19 protein-coding genes, 1 tRNA gene and 1 riboswitch are annotated in these 17,183 nt (G+C 38.7%); of the genes, 17 read left to right on the forward strand and 3 right to left on the reverse strand.

Going from position 1 to position 17,183, the window contains the following annotated elements:
• Window positions 1-29 precede the first annotated feature (29 nt).
• From AAHB12_RS17990 to AAHB12_RS18040, 11 genes are all read left to right on the forward strand, one after another.
• Window positions 30-1,085: an LLM class flavin-dependent oxidoreductase gene (locus AAHB12_RS17990; protein WP_342046298.1), complete on the forward strand. Its 1,056-nt coding sequence runs from the start codon at window positions 30-32 to the stop codon at window positions 1,083-1,085.
• A 275-nt stretch (window positions 1,086-1,360) separates the two neighbouring features.
• Window positions 1,361-2,695, forward strand: coding sequence for an LLM class flavin-dependent oxidoreductase (locus tag AAHB12_RS17995; protein WP_342046299.1), 1,335 nt, complete (start codon window positions 1,361-1,363; stop codon window positions 2,693-2,695).
• Window positions 2,696-2,844: 149 nt separating this feature from the next.
• Entirely contained in the window at window positions 2,845-3,123 is a 279-nt protein-coding gene (locus AAHB12_RS18000) for a glutaredoxin family protein (RefSeq protein ID WP_342046318.1), read from the forward strand.
• A 48-nt stretch (window positions 3,124-3,171) separates the two neighbouring features.
• A complete protein-coding gene (locus tag AAHB12_RS18005) occupies window positions 3,172-3,705 on the forward strand; it encodes a GNAT family N-acetyltransferase (RefSeq protein ID WP_342046300.1) in 534 nt (177 codons plus the stop codon).
• A gap of 19 nt (window positions 3,706-3,724) precedes the next feature.
• On the forward strand, window positions 3,725-4,555 hold the full coding sequence (locus AAHB12_RS18010) for a transporter substrate-binding domain-containing protein (RefSeq protein WP_342046301.1): 831 nt from the start codon (window positions 3,725-3,727) through the stop codon (window positions 4,553-4,555).
• Between the two features lie 35 nt (window positions 4,556-4,590).
• The gene (locus AAHB12_RS18015) at window positions 4,591-5,298 is read left to right on the forward strand and encodes an amino acid ABC transporter permease (RefSeq protein WP_342046302.1); all 708 of its coding nucleotides are present in this window, start codon (window positions 4,591-4,593) and stop codon (window positions 5,296-5,298) included.
• Window positions 5,299-5,313: 15 nt separating this feature from the next.
• Complete coding sequence (locus AAHB12_RS18020; RefSeq protein ID WP_342046303.1) at window positions 5,314-6,024, forward strand: amino acid ABC transporter permease; 711 nt, start codon at window positions 5,314-5,316, stop codon at window positions 6,022-6,024.
• Complete coding sequence (locus AAHB12_RS18025) at window positions 6,021-6,791, forward strand: amino acid ABC transporter ATP-binding protein (RefSeq protein WP_342046304.1); 771 nt, start codon at window positions 6,021-6,023, stop codon at window positions 6,789-6,791. Before AAHB12_RS18020 ends, AAHB12_RS18025 begins: the two co-directional genes overlap by 4 nt.
• Before the next feature lie 33 nt (window positions 6,792-6,824).
• A complete protein-coding gene (locus AAHB12_RS18030) occupies window positions 6,825-7,352 on the forward strand; it encodes a GNAT family N-acetyltransferase (RefSeq protein ID WP_342046305.1) in 528 nt (175 codons plus the stop codon).
• A gap of 137 nt (window positions 7,353-7,489) precedes the next feature.
• On the forward strand, window positions 7,490-8,629 hold the full coding sequence (locus AAHB12_RS18035) for an amidohydrolase (RefSeq protein ID WP_446715579.1): 1,140 nt from the start codon (window positions 7,490-7,492) through the stop codon (window positions 8,627-8,629).
• Between the two features lie 733 nt (window positions 8,630-9,362).
• Complete coding sequence (locus AAHB12_RS18040) at window positions 9,363-9,569, forward strand: hypothetical protein (RefSeq protein WP_129728901.1); 207 nt, start codon at window positions 9,363-9,365, stop codon at window positions 9,567-9,569.
• Between the two features lie 96 nt (window positions 9,570-9,665).
• On the opposite strand, the gene AAHB12_RS18045 is transcribed toward AAHB12_RS18040, so the two are convergent.
• The 3 genes from AAHB12_RS18045 to AAHB12_RS18055 all read right to left on the reverse strand — a co-directional run bounded on the left by AAHB12_RS18045 (window position 9,666) and on the right by AAHB12_RS18055 (window position 11,590).
• Window positions 9,666-10,001: a hypothetical protein gene (locus AAHB12_RS18045; protein ID WP_342046307.1), complete on the reverse strand. Its 336-nt coding sequence runs from the start codon at window positions 9,999-10,001 to the stop codon at window positions 9,666-9,668.
• A gap of 70 nt (window positions 10,002-10,071) precedes the next feature.
• Window positions 10,072-10,178: riboswitch (SAM riboswitch) on the reverse strand.
• Between the two features lie 174 nt (window positions 10,179-10,352).
• A tRNA-Cys gene (locus AAHB12_RS18050) sits at window positions 10,353-10,425 on the reverse strand.
• Window positions 10,426-10,666: 241 nt separating this feature from the next.
• Window positions 10,667-11,590: a TauD/TfdA dioxygenase family protein gene (locus AAHB12_RS18055; RefSeq protein ID WP_342046308.1), complete on the reverse strand. Its 924-nt coding sequence runs from the start codon at window positions 11,588-11,590 to the stop codon at window positions 10,667-10,669.
• Between the two features lie 736 nt (window positions 11,591-12,326).
• Between AAHB12_RS18055 and AAHB12_RS18060 the strand changes: the two genes are divergently transcribed.
• The 6 genes from AAHB12_RS18060 to AAHB12_RS31875 all read left to right on the forward strand — a co-directional run.
• On the forward strand, window positions 12,327-14,054 hold the full coding sequence (locus tag AAHB12_RS18060) for a fumarate reductase/succinate dehydrogenase flavoprotein subunit (protein ID WP_342046309.1): 1,728 nt from the start codon (window positions 12,327-12,329) through the stop codon (window positions 14,052-14,054).
• On the forward strand, window positions 14,035-14,271 hold the full coding sequence (locus AAHB12_RS18065; protein WP_342046310.1) for a 4Fe-4S dicluster domain-containing protein: 237 nt from the start codon (window positions 14,035-14,037) through the stop codon (window positions 14,269-14,271). Before AAHB12_RS18060 ends, AAHB12_RS18065 begins: the two co-directional genes overlap by 20 nt.
• Window positions 14,272-14,332: 61 nt before the next feature.
• Complete coding sequence (locus AAHB12_RS18070; protein WP_342046311.1) at window positions 14,333-15,430, forward strand: ABC transporter substrate-binding protein; 1,098 nt, start codon at window positions 14,333-14,335, stop codon at window positions 15,428-15,430.
• Window positions 15,430-16,224, forward strand: coding sequence for an ABC transporter permease (locus AAHB12_RS18075; protein ID WP_342046312.1), 795 nt, complete (start codon window positions 15,430-15,432; stop codon window positions 16,222-16,224). The genes AAHB12_RS18070 and AAHB12_RS18075 overlap by 1 nt, the downstream gene beginning before the upstream one ends.
• A 26-nt stretch (window positions 16,225-16,250) precedes the next feature.
• On the forward strand, window positions 16,251-17,018 hold the full coding sequence (locus tag AAHB12_RS18080; RefSeq protein ID WP_342046313.1) for an ABC transporter ATP-binding protein: 768 nt from the start codon (window positions 16,251-16,253) through the stop codon (window positions 17,016-17,018).
• A 45-nt stretch (window positions 17,019-17,063) separates the two neighbouring features.
• Window positions 17,064-17,183, forward strand: a 120-nt coding sequence (locus tag AAHB12_RS31875) for a helix-turn-helix domain-containing protein (RefSeq protein WP_446715582.1), incomplete at its 3' end; no start/stop codon positions are given.

Here is a 17,183-nt window from a genome sequence, read left to right on the forward strand (position 1 = left end):
AGTGAGATGTTATTGGAGGTGCTTTAAAGATGAAATTTGTTCTGTTTGATTTAATAGCAAATCATCCAAATGGTGTTACAGGAGAGGTGTTAACTGCGCAGCAAAGAATTCAACAAGTAATAGAACAGGCGGTTTTTGCTGAATCGCTTGGTTTTGATGGCTATGGAGTAGGGGAGCGGCATGGTGCACCGTTTTTATCTTCTTCACCGGCAGTCATGCTAACGGCTGTTGCTGCCAAAACCTCAAAAATCCGCTTGCTGCCAACGGTATCGGTTTTAAGTGTACTCGATCCAGTACGTGTAGCTGAGGATTATGCTACACTTGATCATCTTTCAGAAGGAAGATTAGAGATGATGATTGGTAAAGGAAATGACCCGCGTCATTACCCATTATTTGGGATAAGTGAGGAGGAGCAGTGGGAGTCTTTAGCTGAGCGATATGGGCTTCTAAAACGATTATGGAATGAAGAAAACATCACATGGGAGGGGACATATCGTCCACGATTAAATAACGTGACGACCGAACCAAGACCATTTCAAAGCCAGATTCCTATTTGGCATGGCAGTGCATCAAGCCCGCTATCCACTGAGCTTGCTGCGAAGAATAATGAACCGATATTCTCGTCTAATACTTTTCATCCAATGGCTAAGTACAAAGCATTAATTGACCATTACCGTGAAAGATTGGAATATTACGGATATGATCCTAGTAAAGCTGTTGTCGGTGCGGGCGCTAGGGGCTTATATTTGGCCGATACAACGGAAGAAGCTATCAAACGTTATCGTCCATATTATGATATGTATATGAGGACAGATGCATCGAAGTTCAATCAATCTCCATTTACGGATCTTGAAGATCATATTCAAAATGGTTCAGCTTTAGTAGGAAGTGCTGATCAAGTGATAGAGAAAATATTAGAATATCATCAAGCATTCGGACACCAAGTACAAAGTATAAGTGTGGAGGGGCTAAGCAAAGCAGAACAACATGAGCAGCTTGAGAGATTTGCTACTGACGTTATGCCAGTGCTTCGACGTGAAATTCCTAGTACAGTCTGGGAAAGCAAACAATCTACGATAGTATAAGAAAGCAGTTCTTACTTAAACATGTCAAGCCATAAGGGGAGCCTGTCATCGTTTCATTGAGTAAACGAGCCTTAGTTTTGGGTATTTTAGAGATTTGAACACTATTCAGGCAAGTCGGAACTGTTACTTTTTTGATAGATTTTATGAATGAATATAATAAATTTTTCTATCAGTTAAAGTATAGAATTTCTATTCTGCAAGTGATAGGATTGAGCATATCAACATTAAAAGTATTCCTATCTAAAAACTACGAATTATGAAAGGAAGGATTCCTGATGTCTAATCAAAGAAAGTTGAAATTTGGTGCAATTGTTCATGGGGTCGGTGGAAATATTGCGGGATGGAGGCACCCTGATATTCAAGCGGATGCAAGCGTCAGTTTAGAGTTTTATACAAATCAGGCTCAGAAGGCTGAAGAAGGAAAATTTGACTTAGTCTTTATCGCAGATGGCTTGCATATTAATGAGAAATCTATTCCTCATTTTCTAAATCGTTTTGAACCACTTACTATTTTGTCCGCCCTTGCTGCTGTCACCTCAAAAATAGGGCTTGTCGGAACGGTGTCAACTTCGTATAGTGAACCATTTAATGTTGCACGCCAATTTGCTTCGCTTGATCAAATTAGTCATGGCCGCGCGGGGTGGAATGTCGTTACTTCTCCACTGGAGAAAACAGCTTTAAACTTTAGCAAGACGATTGAAGAACATCCTGATCACGCTAAAAGATACAGAATTGCTTCTGAATACCTTCAGGTAGCAAAAGGATTATGGGATTCTTGGGAAGATGATGCCTTTGTTCGCAATAAAGAGTCTGGGGTGTTTTTTGATCCTGCAAAATTGCATCCATTGAATCATAGAGGAGAGTTTTTCTCTGTAAAGGGACCGCTTAATATTGGTAGATCTAAACAAGGGCGGCCGGTTATTTTTCAAGCTGGCTCATCTGAAGCTGGAAAAAACCTTGCAGCTAAAGAAGCAGATGCAATCTTCACAGGACACCCAACATTAGAATCTGCACAAAAATTTTACCAGGATGTGAAAAACAGGGCCAAAGCTTTTGGGCGTAATCCAGATAAGCTCGTCATCCTGCCTGGGATTTCACCGATTATTGCCGCAACGGAAGAAGAGGCAGAAAGAAAATACCAAGAACTTGCTAACCTGGTATCAATTGATAAAGCCCTTGATTACCTAGGCCGATATTTTGAACATCATGATTTCTCACAATATCCTCTGGACGAACCGTTTCCTGAACTGGGCGACTTAGGTAACAACAGTTTCCAAAGCCACACCAATCGTATTAAGCAAGAAGCAAAGGAACAAAATTTAACGCTTCGCCAAGTTGCGTTAAAGGAGACTACACCAAGGACTCCTTTCATCGGAACTCCGGAAAAAGTAGCTGATTTGATTCAGGAATGGTTTGAAGGTAAGGGGGCTGATGGATTCATTATTGGTTCAAGCGTTCCTAATGGGTTGAATGATTTTGTAGACTTTGTTGTGCCAATTCTTCAAGAACGAGGATTGTTTAGAACGGAATATGAGGCAGATACATTGTTTGGCAACCTAGGAATTCCGTTTCCAGAAAATCGTTATGCAAAAGGGGTTACAAACCGTTGATACTAGATAATAAAAATTCTAAAAGTGATAGATATTTGTGCCGACTAGACGACTAGAGGCTCTCTATTTAAGATGTTTTATATCTTGAATGGGGAGCCTTTTTCGTTAAAGGCATTATAATACGAAGAATTAAAGGGAGGAATGAAATGATGCGAAGAGAGTTATCGGTTGTAGTGTGGGCCAAAGAAGGTTGTCATTATTGCGGAGAGGTTAAACAATATTTAGAAGATAAAGGAATTGAATATGAAACAATTGATGTTACTAATCATGATGAGCGCCGGGATATTTTAGAAATCAAGTATGGTGTTCGTCATGTACCTGTCGTGGAAATTGGTCAAGGGGAAGTATATGAGGGGGTAACGAAAGTAGGAATTGAACATCTTGAAAAGGTACTTGAGAAATTTAATCAGAGTAAAGTTTTAGAATAATTCCGACTAACTTAATAAGTTTAATAAGTTAAAACTGGGGGTAGAGTAATGACGCAGCATATTCGATTGGCATCAGTTGAAGATGCGCCGGCAGTGCTTGATTTAACACTTCGAGCTTACGAACCTATTCGTGAATTGAATATTAAATTCACAGCTGCAACAGCTGATCTGCAGCTTGTTATCAGTAATATCGAGCGAAATGCCACCTACGTGCAAGAGCAAGACGGCCGCATTATTGCAACTGTCACAGTTCGCTTTCCATGGGCAGATTCTCAGCATTCCAGTCCGTATCCCTTTATTTGGTGGTTTGCGGTGGACCCAGCATACAAACAGCAGGGGATTGGCTCAAAATTGTTAACTTGGGTGGAAGAAAAGGTTCTTCGAGATCAGGTGAAGGCACCTGCCGTTGATCTAGCAACAGCTGAACGGCATCCATGGCTTGTTTCTATTTACGAAAGAAGAGGTTATAAGGTCTTCTATAAAAAGGAAAAGGATGGAGACAAAATGGTATACCTTCGCAAAATCTTAGATGAGACACTATATCACGTAATTGATAATCCAGTAGCGAATGTTAGTAACTAAAGGACGGGTGGAAATTAGAATGAAGAAAACATTAATGAGTTTTATGGCATTACTTCTTGCTGTAGTGGTTGGGGCATGCTCTTCTCAAGAAACGAAAACAGCTTCAAGTGCAGGCTCGGAAGCTGCTAAAGGGAAATCGAAAGTACAAAAAATCATAGTGGGAACAGGGACACAGTTTCCTAATGTATGCTTTATTGATAAGGACGGGAAGTTAACCGGATATGACGTTGAATTAGTTCGAAAAATTGATGAAAAGCTGCCTGAATACGAATTTGAGTTTAAAACAATGGAATTTTCAAATCTTTTATTAAGTCTTGAAACAAAGAAAATTGATTTTATTGCCCACCAAATGGAAGTGAATGCAGAGCGACAAGAGAAGTTTCTTTTTAATAAAGAACCCTATAATATCTTTCCTCTTCATGTAACTGTACGTAAAGATAACAATGATATTCAATCCATTAAAGATTTAAAAGGAAAAAAGGTAATCGTAGGTGCAACTAGTAATTCAGCTGTTTTTTTAGAAAAGTATAACAAGGAAAATAACGCTGGGATTGAAATTGTTTATGCAGGTAATGGACCTGATTCCACGATTAATCAAATTAAAACCGGTCGAGCGGATGCGACAATCACAACACCGTTTTCTGTGGATTTTAACAATGATGCAGTTGATGCTCAGCAAAAAGTAGTAGGTGAACCGCTGCTTAATTCAAAAGTTTATTTCCTGCTGAGAAAAGATGAAACACCTCTACAAAAAAGAATCGACGAAGCACTTGTTGAATTGAAACAGGAAGGAGTAATTAGTGAATTGAGTAAGAAATGGTTAGGTGCTGACTATACGGTTAACTTTTAATCGGTTAGAAGTAAGCTTTAGGAGGTTGTATAAGGATGGGGAAAGCATTTGATCCTACGCTAATAATCGAGTTTATTCCGACTCTATTTCATTACCTAGGGGTAACTCTACAGATTTTAACAGCATCTATTTTTCTAGGACTTGTCCTCGGTATAGCAGCAGCTATACCGAGGTTATTTAAAATTCCTGTATTCAATCAACTGGTCATTGTATATGTTTCATTTATTCGCGGGACACCAATTTTAATCCAATTATTCCTTGTTTTTTATGGCTTACCTGCAGTTCTTATGCTTTTTCATATTGATATTTCTAAGATGGATGCCATTTATTTTGTCATTATTACGTATGCGATTAGTAATGGAGCTGGCTTTGCTGAAATTTTTCGAGGAGCAATCCGTGCCGTTGATTATGGGCAAACGGAAGCGGCCTATTCTGTCGGAATGACCAGCAGCCAAAACTTTTTTCGAATTGTTCTGCCACAGGCCATACGGATTGCATTCCCGAATATGGCGAATTCTGTCATCGGCTCATTAAAGGATACTTCACTTGCTTTTACGATCGGTGTAATGGACATGATGGGAAGAGGCGATACACTTATTGCATCAACAGCACATGCACTAGAGGTGTATATATCCCTTTCTATTATCTATTATGCTGTAGTGTTATTGTTTGAAAAAGTATTTAGTAAGCTAGAAAAATATTTCAATCGTTATCAGAAAGCTGATGTATCTGCTGCGGCTTAAAAAGGAGGAGTGAAAATGACAATCGATATTCCCTTTATTTGGGTAGCTTTTAAGGAAATTAGCAAGGCCCTTCCTATTACTCTCACCTTAACGATTGTTCCCTTATTGCTTGGATTTTTAATAGGTATTAGTGTTGCACTCGTTAGAGTCTATAAAGTGAGATATCTTTATCATGCAGCAAATGGGTATGTATCCTTTTTTAGGGGAACACCTATTATCATGCATATTATGCTTATTTATTTTGGATTTCCATTGCTCATTGATCGAATTTCTGCAAAGTTTGCTTTGGGGATTCAATCTAATTCTATTCCCGTTATTTTGTTTGTTTTAATAGCCTTATCCTTGGCCGCAGGTGCCTATTTATCAGAAATGATCCGATCCGGTATTATCAGCGTTTCAAAAGGACAAATGGAAGCAGCTTATTCCGTTGGAATGACCAGGTTTCAAGCGATGATCCGAATTATTTTACCTCAGGCATTAGCTCAGTCTATTCCGAATTTCACAAATATTTTTGTCGGTTTTTTACACACATCATCCATTGCATTTCTCGTATCAGAGAAAGAATTGACAGGTGCTGCGAATATTGTTGCATCAACAAACTTGAAATTTCTAGAAGCTTTTATTGCTGCAGGTATTATTTATTGGGGTCTTACCATTCTAGTGGAGGGTCTTTCATTTTTAGTAGAAAAAAAGGTGACAGCCTATAATCGGGGAGGCGTATCATGATCTATTTAAAAGGAATAAAAAAATCATTTAATAAGCAGCCTGTGCTAAAAGGAATTAACTTGAAAATAGAAAAAGGGGAAGTGGTTACGATTCTTGGTCCGAGCGGATCAGGGAAAACAACATTACTAAGATGCCTGAACTTTTTGGAAACACCTGATACGGGCATTGTTCAAATTGGAAATGTACAGGTCCATTCAGAAAAAGCGAAGAAAAAGGAAATATTGTCACTAAGAAAACAATCTGCCATGGTGTTTCAGCACTACAACTTATTTGCCCACAAAACAGTATTGGAAAATGTGATGGAAGGTTTAATCACTGCAAAGAAGGTTAAGAAAAAGGAGGCGAGAAATCACAGTGAGCAGGTGCTTGAGAAAGTGGGGCTAAGTGATAAATTACATCACTATCCATCCCAGCTATCAGGGGGGCAGCAACAGAGAGTAGGAATAGCAAGGGCGTTAGCGCTGAATCCGGAGGTAATTCTTTTTGATGAGCCTACGTCAGCTCTTGATCCTGAGCTAGTGGGGGATGTTCTATCCGTCATTAAGACTATTGCACAAGAAGGAATTACGATGGTTGTTGTCACACATGAAATGAGTTTTGCCAAAGAGGTATCTGATCGTGTCTTGTTTATGGATGAAGGAGTAATCATTGAGGAAGGCACACCTTTAGAAATTTTCCATGCTCCGAAGGAAGAACGCACTCGCCGATTTTTACAACGGATATCAAGTGAATCTTTCTTTACACCTCTAAAAGAACAGGTTAATTAAATAGTAAATCATAGAGAAAAAGGTGGAGTTGTGGTGACAAACCAAATCATAATTGATGAGTTAGTAGAGGAAGAAAAAGAAACGGTTCGGCGTTTATTGGTTGAAAGCTATCGGCAGTATGAGCATGAATATACAAATTCTCAAGTTTGGGAGAATTATTTAACAAATATTAAGGCATCGGTTGATAATCCAGATGTGAAAAAGATATTAATTGCGAAAAGCGACGGCAATATTCTCGGGACACTACAGTTATTCGAGTCATCTGAAAAGGCCTACCAAAAGCCTGAATTACAAATTTTTTCACCAATTATTCGCCTGTTAGCTGTCCATCCTCAGGCAAGAGGACGTGGTGTGGCGCAAGAATTATTAAAAGCGGGTGTTCATTTTGCAAAGTCTCAAGGAGCAAATCAATTATATTTGCACTCAAGTGATAAAATGCAAAAAGCGATTCGTTTATATGAATGGCTTGGTTTTAAGCGAGATCAAACAAAAGAGTTTATGAACAATGATATTTTAGTAAAATGCTATCGTTTAGATTTATCCGAGTTTAACAGGTTGTGATCTATCTACTTAAAGAATAGGAAAATCGAAGAAGTTAAGAGGGGCTAAACAATGTGTAAAACCTCGATTGATACAGCTAACCATCAGAGGGAAAACTGCCTCTGATGGAAGTTTCACCTTATAGGAAGGAGCACGCTATGAATCAGACAGAATTAGAGGCTCATTTGATATCGATTCGTCGTCAATTGCATCAATATCCAGAATTATCAAACCAAGAATTTGAAACAACCAAATCCATTGAAAAATGGTTGCGTGAACTAGACATTGTGATTCGGGAAACGGAATTAAAAACAGGCGTCTTTGCAGACATCCAAGGAGGAAAACCTGGTCCAATAGTTGCTGTGCGTGCAGATATTGACGCACTTCCAATCGAGGAGAAAACAGGACTTCTCTATGCCTCAAAAGTAAAAGGGGTCATGCATGCTTGCGGTCATGATTTTCATACAGCGGCTCTTATTGGTGCTGCCTATCTTTTGAAAAAAAATCAGTCAGAACTGAAGGGAACAGTGCGCCTGCTCTTTCAACCGGCAGAGGAATTAGGGGGAGGTGCAAACCAGGTGATAGCAGATGAACAATTGAATGGAGTGGAGGCGATTATTGGGCTTCATAATAAACCAGAGCTGCCTGTCGGGACAATTGGCTTAAAAGAAGGACCTTTAATGGCAGCGGTGGATCGTTTTCATATCGTTCTTTATGGTAAAGGGAGCCATGCAGCAATACCGCAACATGGAAAGGATCCGATTGTAACAGCCGGGCATCTTATCACTGCCCTTCAGACAGTTGTCAGTAGGAGCGTGTCTCCGCTCCAAAGCGCTGTATTGAGTGTGACGAAAATAGTAGGCGGCAGCACATGGAACGTTATTCCGGATGATGTCATACTTGAAGGCACCATTCGTACCTTTGACACTGCGATTCGTGAAGACGTAAAAGCAAAATTCTATACAATTGTCGAAGCAGTTGCCGCAGCTTTTTCACAGAAAGTTAAGATTGACTGGTTTCCAGGTCCGCCACCACTGGTTAATCATAAGGCCGTGACAGAGATAGCTCGGAATGCTGCTCAGCAGCAATCCCTGCTTGTTACGGATCCAGAACTATCAATGGCTGGTGAGGATTTCGCATACTATCTTAACGATATACCAGGGACATTTGCTTTTTTTGGTACAAACGGAAATGAGGAGTGGCATCATCCTGCATTTACCCTAGATGAATCAGCCATTATAAAGGCTGCTTATTTTTTATATAATAGTTCGAGGGAATTATTAAATCAATGGGATTAAGTAATCTGTAATGAATAGAATTGTGGTGTAAATATGTTTTTAGGAACATAGAATCCTAATATACTTGTTTATCTGTGAATGATGATAGTGCTCCAAATAACTTATATAAATTGAATCTCGCTTTAGGCAGACTTCCCCTTTTGATATTGTCCCTCTTAAGTAGACAGTACTGTTTATCTAAGAGGGATTTTCTTATGCCTAAAAAAGTGACAACAGTTTGTAACTATACTCGTGATGGCATGCTTTGCCATTCGAGAGCAGGAGAATGCTCATTTGCACTCGAAAACATGTTATCCTGCCAACAAGACCTTTACGCTGCAACACGGTCTTGATTTGGGGATAAGATGAATACTCAGGCGTAATATTCTAAAAATCTACCTAATTTAGGTGGATTTTTAGAGTTGGCGTGGAAAATCAAAGCGGATTCCAGTAAAACAATATAGAAAATTACATTTTAAATAAAAGTAAAAGTATTAAATGTAAGTAAAATAGTATAATTTTGGATTGAAAGTTACATATTTCCATTATATAATCAATATTGGGTAAATAAGGAAACGCTGACTTGACGACAAGAGGCGCATAAAAAGTTCACAAGTATGATAGTAATTTGATTTGCATGATCCAGTACTATAATGTTGCTGCAACAAATCAATTACTAGGTACGTTTGCGGAACTTTTTATGCGCTTTTTATTTCCTGTTTATTCAATACATATATCTGGGGAGGAATGTAAAATGGAAAAAATGTGTATGCAGATGATGATGATGGCGTGTATGGAAAGAATGATGTGTGAAATGAATTGTATGAAAATGACGATGGATAAGATGTGTGATATGAACATGGACATGCCTATGGATCAAATGATGTCTAAAATGCAAGAATGTGATGAGATGATGACATCTATGATGAATATGATGGTTACTATGAAAGAAAAATGCTAATAAGCATAGAAAAAGTACCTTATCTTAATAGATAGGGTACTTTTTCTATCAATACTCATCATTGTATAAAATATCTAAACCAAATTGTTTTGTCTACTATATAATCTTTGGAGGCTGATTTTTCGCTAAATGAATTTCACGTCCTAATGAAATGCGCTGCTGTTTCAGTTTCAAAACTTTATCTTGTAAATAGCTATTAGAAGGTTGACTTCTTATTTGATTGTAAAGAGTAAGAATTTCTTCATTAAGATGTTTGTATTTTTCTAAAAGATTATCAAGCGCGAAGGATTGATTTTCTTTCTGAACCTCGTTATGGAAATTTTGGAGTTTTTCCATAATTTCTTGTTGCCATGATGTATCATTGATGCTTTCGGCATACAAGTACAAATCTAAATAATCGTTTACCTCCAACTGTGTCTCTCTGATGCTCATTAAAGATTCCCCTTTCTAATACGAAAACCCTCTTCCTAAGAAGAGGGTTTTCGTATTAGAAAGACACCTCTCCTTATCTTCCAAAGCTAAGCTTTGCTGGAATTAGCACCATACAAAATCAAGCATGTGGTTGCTGAGGTTTCACAGGGCCAGTCCCTCCACCTCTCTGGATAAGAGATTTTCACTTTTTTATTTAATTACTTATTATTCTAATTGATATACTTGGAATTGTCAATGGGATCGTATTCCCAAGTTAGGATTTGTCCACTTTACGCAAAGTCGGGAAGTGGCGGGTAGTTCAATAGTGAACTATAAAATGTACAAAAAGGCCCTTAACAAAATAAACGTAGGAGGGAGTACCTGGATTCGAACCAGGGAAATAAAGGTTTTGCAGACCCATGCCTTACCACTTGGCTATACCCCCTTAAGAAACGGCGGGTAAAACGTATTCCCGCCTAAGCTTACTCTAACTACAGTGGGTGTTACTTATCGGTTTCTTAACAGTAAGTCGTTAAGTGTTTTTCATATAATCTCGTACATACAGTTAGCGAAAAGCTTTGTATTTTACCATTATCCGATTTCATTCCGATAGCGGAATTATTCGGCACTTTCTCCATGGGACTTAGTAACAGAAATGAATTTGTATCATATGGAACAAGTTTTAATTACGCTTTATTCGGGAGATTCGTCGCTTTCTTTCGAGTAACACTGCGTCGGCCATCAATACTAACAGGTACATCGCCATCTATCGTGATCCGTCGTACTACACGATGCTGATCGCCATAATCATTAATTGCATAATGCTGTGTTGCTCGATTATCCCAAATTGCCACATCTCCAACATTCCAGTGCCAGCGCACAGTGTTCTCTAGCTGAGTAATGTATCCTTGTAAGATTGAAAACAGATGGGCTGAGTCAGATGATGATAAGCCTAGAAATTTCTTGAAGAAATGTCCCAGCACAAGTGTGCGCTCTCCTGTCTCCGGATGAACCCGTACGACTGGATGCTCAGTCTCGTATAAAGTGGAGGTAAATACTTCACGATAGCGTTTCTCGTCTTCTGATGAAACATTATTGCGGTTTCTCGCATAGTCATATTCATTGCTGTGCAGGGCCCAGAGGCGATCGGCAAGATCACGCAGCTCCGGAGGAAGACTTTGATAAGCGGCTGCGGTATTTGCCCAGACGGTATCACCGCCAGCAGATGGAATGACAACAGCACGAAGAGTTGCAATCTGTGGATATGCGTCCACGAATGTTACATCTGTGTGCCAGGAGTTAGCACGTCCGCCATGAGCGGAATCAAGCTCAAGCACGTAATCAGTATTCTGTTTCGTAGGTACGGTTGGATGGGCAACTGGATTTCCTAATAATCGGGCAAATGATTCTTGTCCTTCATCATCAAGATGATTCTGACCACGGAAGAAAATTACCTTGTGCCGCAACAAAGCTTGACGAATCTCATGAACTGTCGAGGTGTCAAGATCCGCAGATAGACGAATCCCGCTGATCTCTGCGCCAATTCGACCTGCTATCGGATGAATCTCCAAACCTTTATTAGTGTGGTGACTTTTATCAATTACGCTCATAATGAATACCTCCTGATTAATTTGTTTGGCCAGTGCCGGAAATGCCGTTACCTGAACACATGTGGATTTCTTAATATTACTGATTGGCTTTTATTTACATCATCCTTCCTTATGGACCGATAAAGCTTGGATAAACAAAGGAGGCCAGAGCATAGCTCTGGCCTCCAGGTGTCTGGTCGGCATATTTTCTATAGGTGTCAAAGTAGTTTAATCCGATCGGGTTAGTCAATATATTAGAGCTTATGGAGGATACTGTCAAGGGATAAGATATAAAAAAATCACTCTTACAAGTTATTAATTTTTTATTCTTATAAAGAGTGAGAATCGGCATGGAAGCAAAGGAACTTTTTACTGAACTTATTTCAAAGAAATCTATCAATGAAGATTTGTTCTTTACCCATGGAGACTATTGCTTACCAAATATTATCCTCCACCTATCGTTGGACTTCCCCCTCCACACGACTGAGGTAGGGGCGTTAGTGTTTTTGGGATGAATTTTATTCATTTTCGTCATTGTTCCTCATTAGTCTTTATTTGTAATCAAGCTATTGTCTCTTAATAATAACTATGATAAATTTGTTTTGAAGATTTAACCAACTAAAGACATCGGTTTTATTTGTATTCCGACTGGGCAACCAGAGGTACTCATCTAATTTTTAGATAAGTACCTCTTTTTTGTTAAGGTGATGAATAAAACTGAATACAGCAAAACGAAAAAGAGGGGAATGAGGGGAAAGTGGAGACAAGAGAGTATGTAACAGATGTTCTGATTGTAGGTGGAGGAACGGCTGGGACAATGGCAGCAATCAAAGCTAAGGAGACAAATCCTGATTTGGATGTGCTCATCCTAGATAAGGCAGATATACGAAGAAGTGGTGCAATTTCAATGGGGATGGATGGTTTAAATAATGCTATTATTCCAGGTCATGCTACCCCAGAGGAATATACCTTAGAGATCACAGCTTCCAATGATGGAATAATTGACCAAAGGGCTGTTTATCGACAAGCGAGTGAGTGTTACGAAATCGTTAAAGAATTGGATTCATGGGGAGTAGATTTTGAAAAAGACAGCCAAGGAAATTATGTTGTTCATCGTGTCCATCGAAAAGGAAAATATGTTCTGCCAATGCCAAAGGCTAATGATTTGAAACTCATATTAGCTAAAAAGGTTAAAAAAATGAGAGCTAAAGTCGTTAACCGGGTTATGGTGACTAGATTGTTAACTTTAGGAAATCAAGTAGTTGGGGCCTTAGGTTTTGACGTATTCAAAGGAGATTTCATCATTGTTAGAGCAAAAGCGGTTGTCCTCACCGCTGGTGCCGCGGGACGAATGAGTCTTACTGATAGTGGTTATTTATATGGAACTTATGAAAATCCAACCAATTCTGGTGAAGGATATGCGATGGCGTATCATGCTGGAGTGGAGCTGACAGGAATTGAATGCTATCAAATTAATCCCACTATGAAGGATTACAATGGTCCAGCTTGTGCCTATGTCGCGGGGCCATATGGCGGGTTCACAGCTAATGCAGAAGGTAAGCGTGTAACCGGATGTGACTATTGGAGCGGCGATTTAATTATGAATATGTGGAAGCTTGCTAATAAAGGAGAATGGCCGCTTTATTTAAAGATGAGCCATCTTGACGATGAAACTGTGAGTAAAATTGAAGCAATTTTACACAATAATGAACGACCTAGTAGAAGTACGTTCCACGCAGGTAGGGGAAAAGATTATCGGACGGATATGGTTGAACTTCATTTTTCCGAAATTGGGCTTTGCAGTGGACATAGTGCAGCAGGTGTTCTGGTTAACCATGAAGCTGAAACGTCAATGAAGGGTCTTTATGCAGCCGGAGATATGGCTTGCGTTCCGCATCAATATTTATTAGGAGCCCTTACCTTTGGGAAAATCTCTGGGATAAATGCTGCTAATTTTGCAGCAAAACAAACATTACTTGATGTGGATGAAGTACAAATTATTGAAGAAAAGGAACGAATTCTTAAACCGCTTCAAAATCCTGATGGTGTTCCACATCATCAAGTAGAATACAAAATACGTCGTATCGTCACACAATATATGATGCCTCCTAAAACAACAATAAAACTGGAAATAGCTCTAGAGAAAATTGAGCATTTTCGTAAGGTTGACATGAACCTATTAGGAGCAAAAGACCCTCATGAACTTGGGCGCGCATTGGAGATTCATAGTATTTTAGATTGTGCTGAGATGATGGCAAAAGCGTCTCTTTATCGAAAAGAAAGTAGATGGGGATTCTATCACTATTTCTTAGATTATCCAAAAAAGGACGATGAGAACTGGTTAAAAAGAGTCATTGTGAAAAAAGAGCAAGATGGTTCAATGAATATTTTTTCAAGAGAACTACCTGAGTATATTTTAGAGACTGATCAAAGTAATAATGTCGAAGCGGAAAAGGAGATACAAAATGAGCAATCTATCTACTAAATTGGTTTCTCAACGCACAGAAGCGAGTATCATTATTGATCGAGATAAATGTATCGGATGCGATATTTGTGTTCAGGTATGCCCAATGGGAATTTTGGCGCTTGATGATGAGAAGAAGGCATATATGAAATATGATGAATGCTGGTATTGCACACCTTGCCAAACTGATTGTCCGGTTGGTGCCGTGACCGTCAATTTACCTTACTTAGTTCGTTGAAAATAAAATTATGGGTGATGGATAACTTAATATCCATCACCCATAATAAGGAGTGAACAGAATGTTCGTTAAAAGTAAATTGTTCTTAGTATCATTACTACTGCTGGTTGTCTCCTTTGTTCAAGGTTGCTCAGGTAAGGTAAGTCCAACTGTTGCTAATAGTGATGGAAGGGAAACAATAACGATTGGTTATCAAACACCGACTGCCCAAACATGGGGAGCGCTTATCGTCAAAAATCAACGATTATTTGAAAAGTATTTGAAAAGACAACACCCAGATAAAGACTTTAATATTGTATGGTTTGATGCAAATGCAGGCTCGGTTTTAAATAACAGCATGGTAGGTGGTAAAATTCAAATTTCTTTTTTAGGGGATATGCCGACATTACTTAATGCAGGAGCCGGTTTAAAGCAATCGAACTATAATTCTGTATTTTTAGCTTTTGACGGAAAGGGACATGATGGGAAAAATCAAGCAATTGTTGTGCCTAAAGGAAGTGAAATAAAAAGTATAGAGGATCTGAAAGGAAAAACAGTATCAACACCGATCGGCAGTAGTTCTCATCGTATGCTTCTCGATGCTCTAAAGCAACATAATTTAGTTCAAGACGTGAAGATTGTGGATCAATCTGTAACGGTTGGTATGCAGAGCATTGAACAAAATAAAGTTTCTGCTCATGCAACATGGGAACCATACCCTAGTTTAATTAAATCCAAGGATGTTGGTGATATTTTGCTTTCTGGAGAAGAAACAAAAGTAGACTATTTAGCTGGAGTTGTTGCCAATGCGGATTGGGCAAAAAAGAATCGGAGCTATGTTGTTGCTTTCCTGCAAGCATTAAATGAAGCACATCAGCTGGCATTGAATGACCCAAAAAAAGCAGCTGCAATTTTCCAAGAGGAAAGTCAGTATCCTTACGAAATTACGTTAAAAATGGTAGAGAATATTAGATTTGATTCAACCATCTATCAAAAAGATATCGATACCTTAAACAGTAGTATCAAGTTTTTAACGAGTATTAAACGATTAGATGAAAATATCAAGCTAGAGAACTTTATTGATGATAGCTATTTAAGAGAAGCCGTTGAACAACAAGGAAAGCAGTATGTAACCGATGCTGAACTTCAAGGAGAGTGGATTAAAGAGAGGGTGTATTAATGATGGGATCAACAATACTTGTAACATCATTACAACAGAATGTCAAACCATATCTAGTCCGGGGTTTAGCTGTTTTAGCATTTCTTCTTGGATGGCACTTATTAGTTGTTCTGAACGTGAACTGGCCATTACAATTTGGAAATCTTCCAAAACCAATAGATGTATTAACAGTATGGTATCAGAAATTATTTACCGCTGCGTACTATCGAGATATTGTAACTAGCACTCTACGGGTCTTAGCTGGTATCTTTTTGGGATTAGTAAGTGGGGTACCATTGGGACTGTGGGTTGGGCTTTCGCGCACTAAAATAAGTGAAGCTCTTTATACAAATCTTGAATTGTTTCGTCCGATTCCTCTCATCGCCTATTTGCCAATTGCAATGCTCTTATTTAGTACGATAGAAAGCAGTATTATTTTTATTACTTTTATTGGTGCATTTTTCCCTATTTTTATTAATAGTATGGATGCAGTAAAACGAGTGCCGTCATCGATTGTAGATGCTTCACGGTGTTTAGGTTGTGGTCCAATCCAATCGATTTGGAGAATTTATTTTCCTGCGGCTTTGCCACAAATTTTTACGGGGCTTTCGGTTGGAATTGGGGCATCGTGGATGGGGGTCATTACAGCTGAAATGATGTCGGGACAAACGGGGATAGGCTATGCAACATGGTATGCTTATCATTTAATGGATTACAACCTTTCAATTATTGGGATGTTCACAATTGGTATTCTTGGATTTACTTCTGTACGGATTATTCGCAGCATCGAAACGTACATCATTAAATGGCAATAACATTTGATAGTTGGGAGGGATAATAAATGCTTGTTACGCTGGAGAAAGTTACAAAGGCGTATAATGTCGGTCAAAAAAATGTGGAAGCACTTAGTAATATATCAATGTCCATTCATGAAAAGGAATTTGTTTGCATAGTAGGACCTTCTGGAAGTGGGAAAAGCACACTTTTAAAAATGATAGCTGGAATTGACAATGCAACGAGTGGTAATGTCAAGTTTGAAGGTCAAAAGGTGGTCGGGCCTTCTCTAGAAAAAGGATTTGTTTTTCAAGATTATGCACTGTTTCCTTGGCTAACGGTCAGAAAAAATATTCTATTTGGTTTAGAAATGGCAAATGCGAGTACCGTAATAAAGAAAAAACGTTTAGAAGAATATTTACATTTACTCGATCTGGAGAAAGCAGCCAACCTTTATCCCAATCAATTATCTGGAGGGATGAGACAGCGAGTAGCGATCGCAAGAGCCCTATGTTTGAAGCCAAAATTACTATTAATGGATGAGCCTTTTGCAGCACTCGATTTATTTTTACGGCAGAAGTTACAAGAAGAGCTTTTACGTATTTGGCAAGCTGAAAATATAACGTTTATTCTCGTTACACATGATATAGAAGAAGCAATTTATCTCGCTGATAGAGTCATTGTTTTAACACCAGGACCAGGTAGAGTTAATGAAATAATACCAATTTCTTTACCGCGTCTTCGTCTGCGAACAGGGGAGGACTTTATGCAAATTCGTAATAAGATTATAGATTTGATCACGCCACTGCCTGTATTTCAATCCTCTTATATTTAAAGGTGGGATATTCAGATGTCAAGCAACCGTTTTAATCTAATGGATATGCAGCTAGCAATTAATTATTTAGGTGTGAGTCGTTCGACCATTGATCGTTGGAGAAAGGATAAACATCTACCGTTTATAAAGATTGGTAAAGAAATTTTATTTGATAAGAATGAACTA

The organism is Bacillus sp. OTU530 (assembly GCF_038440375.1).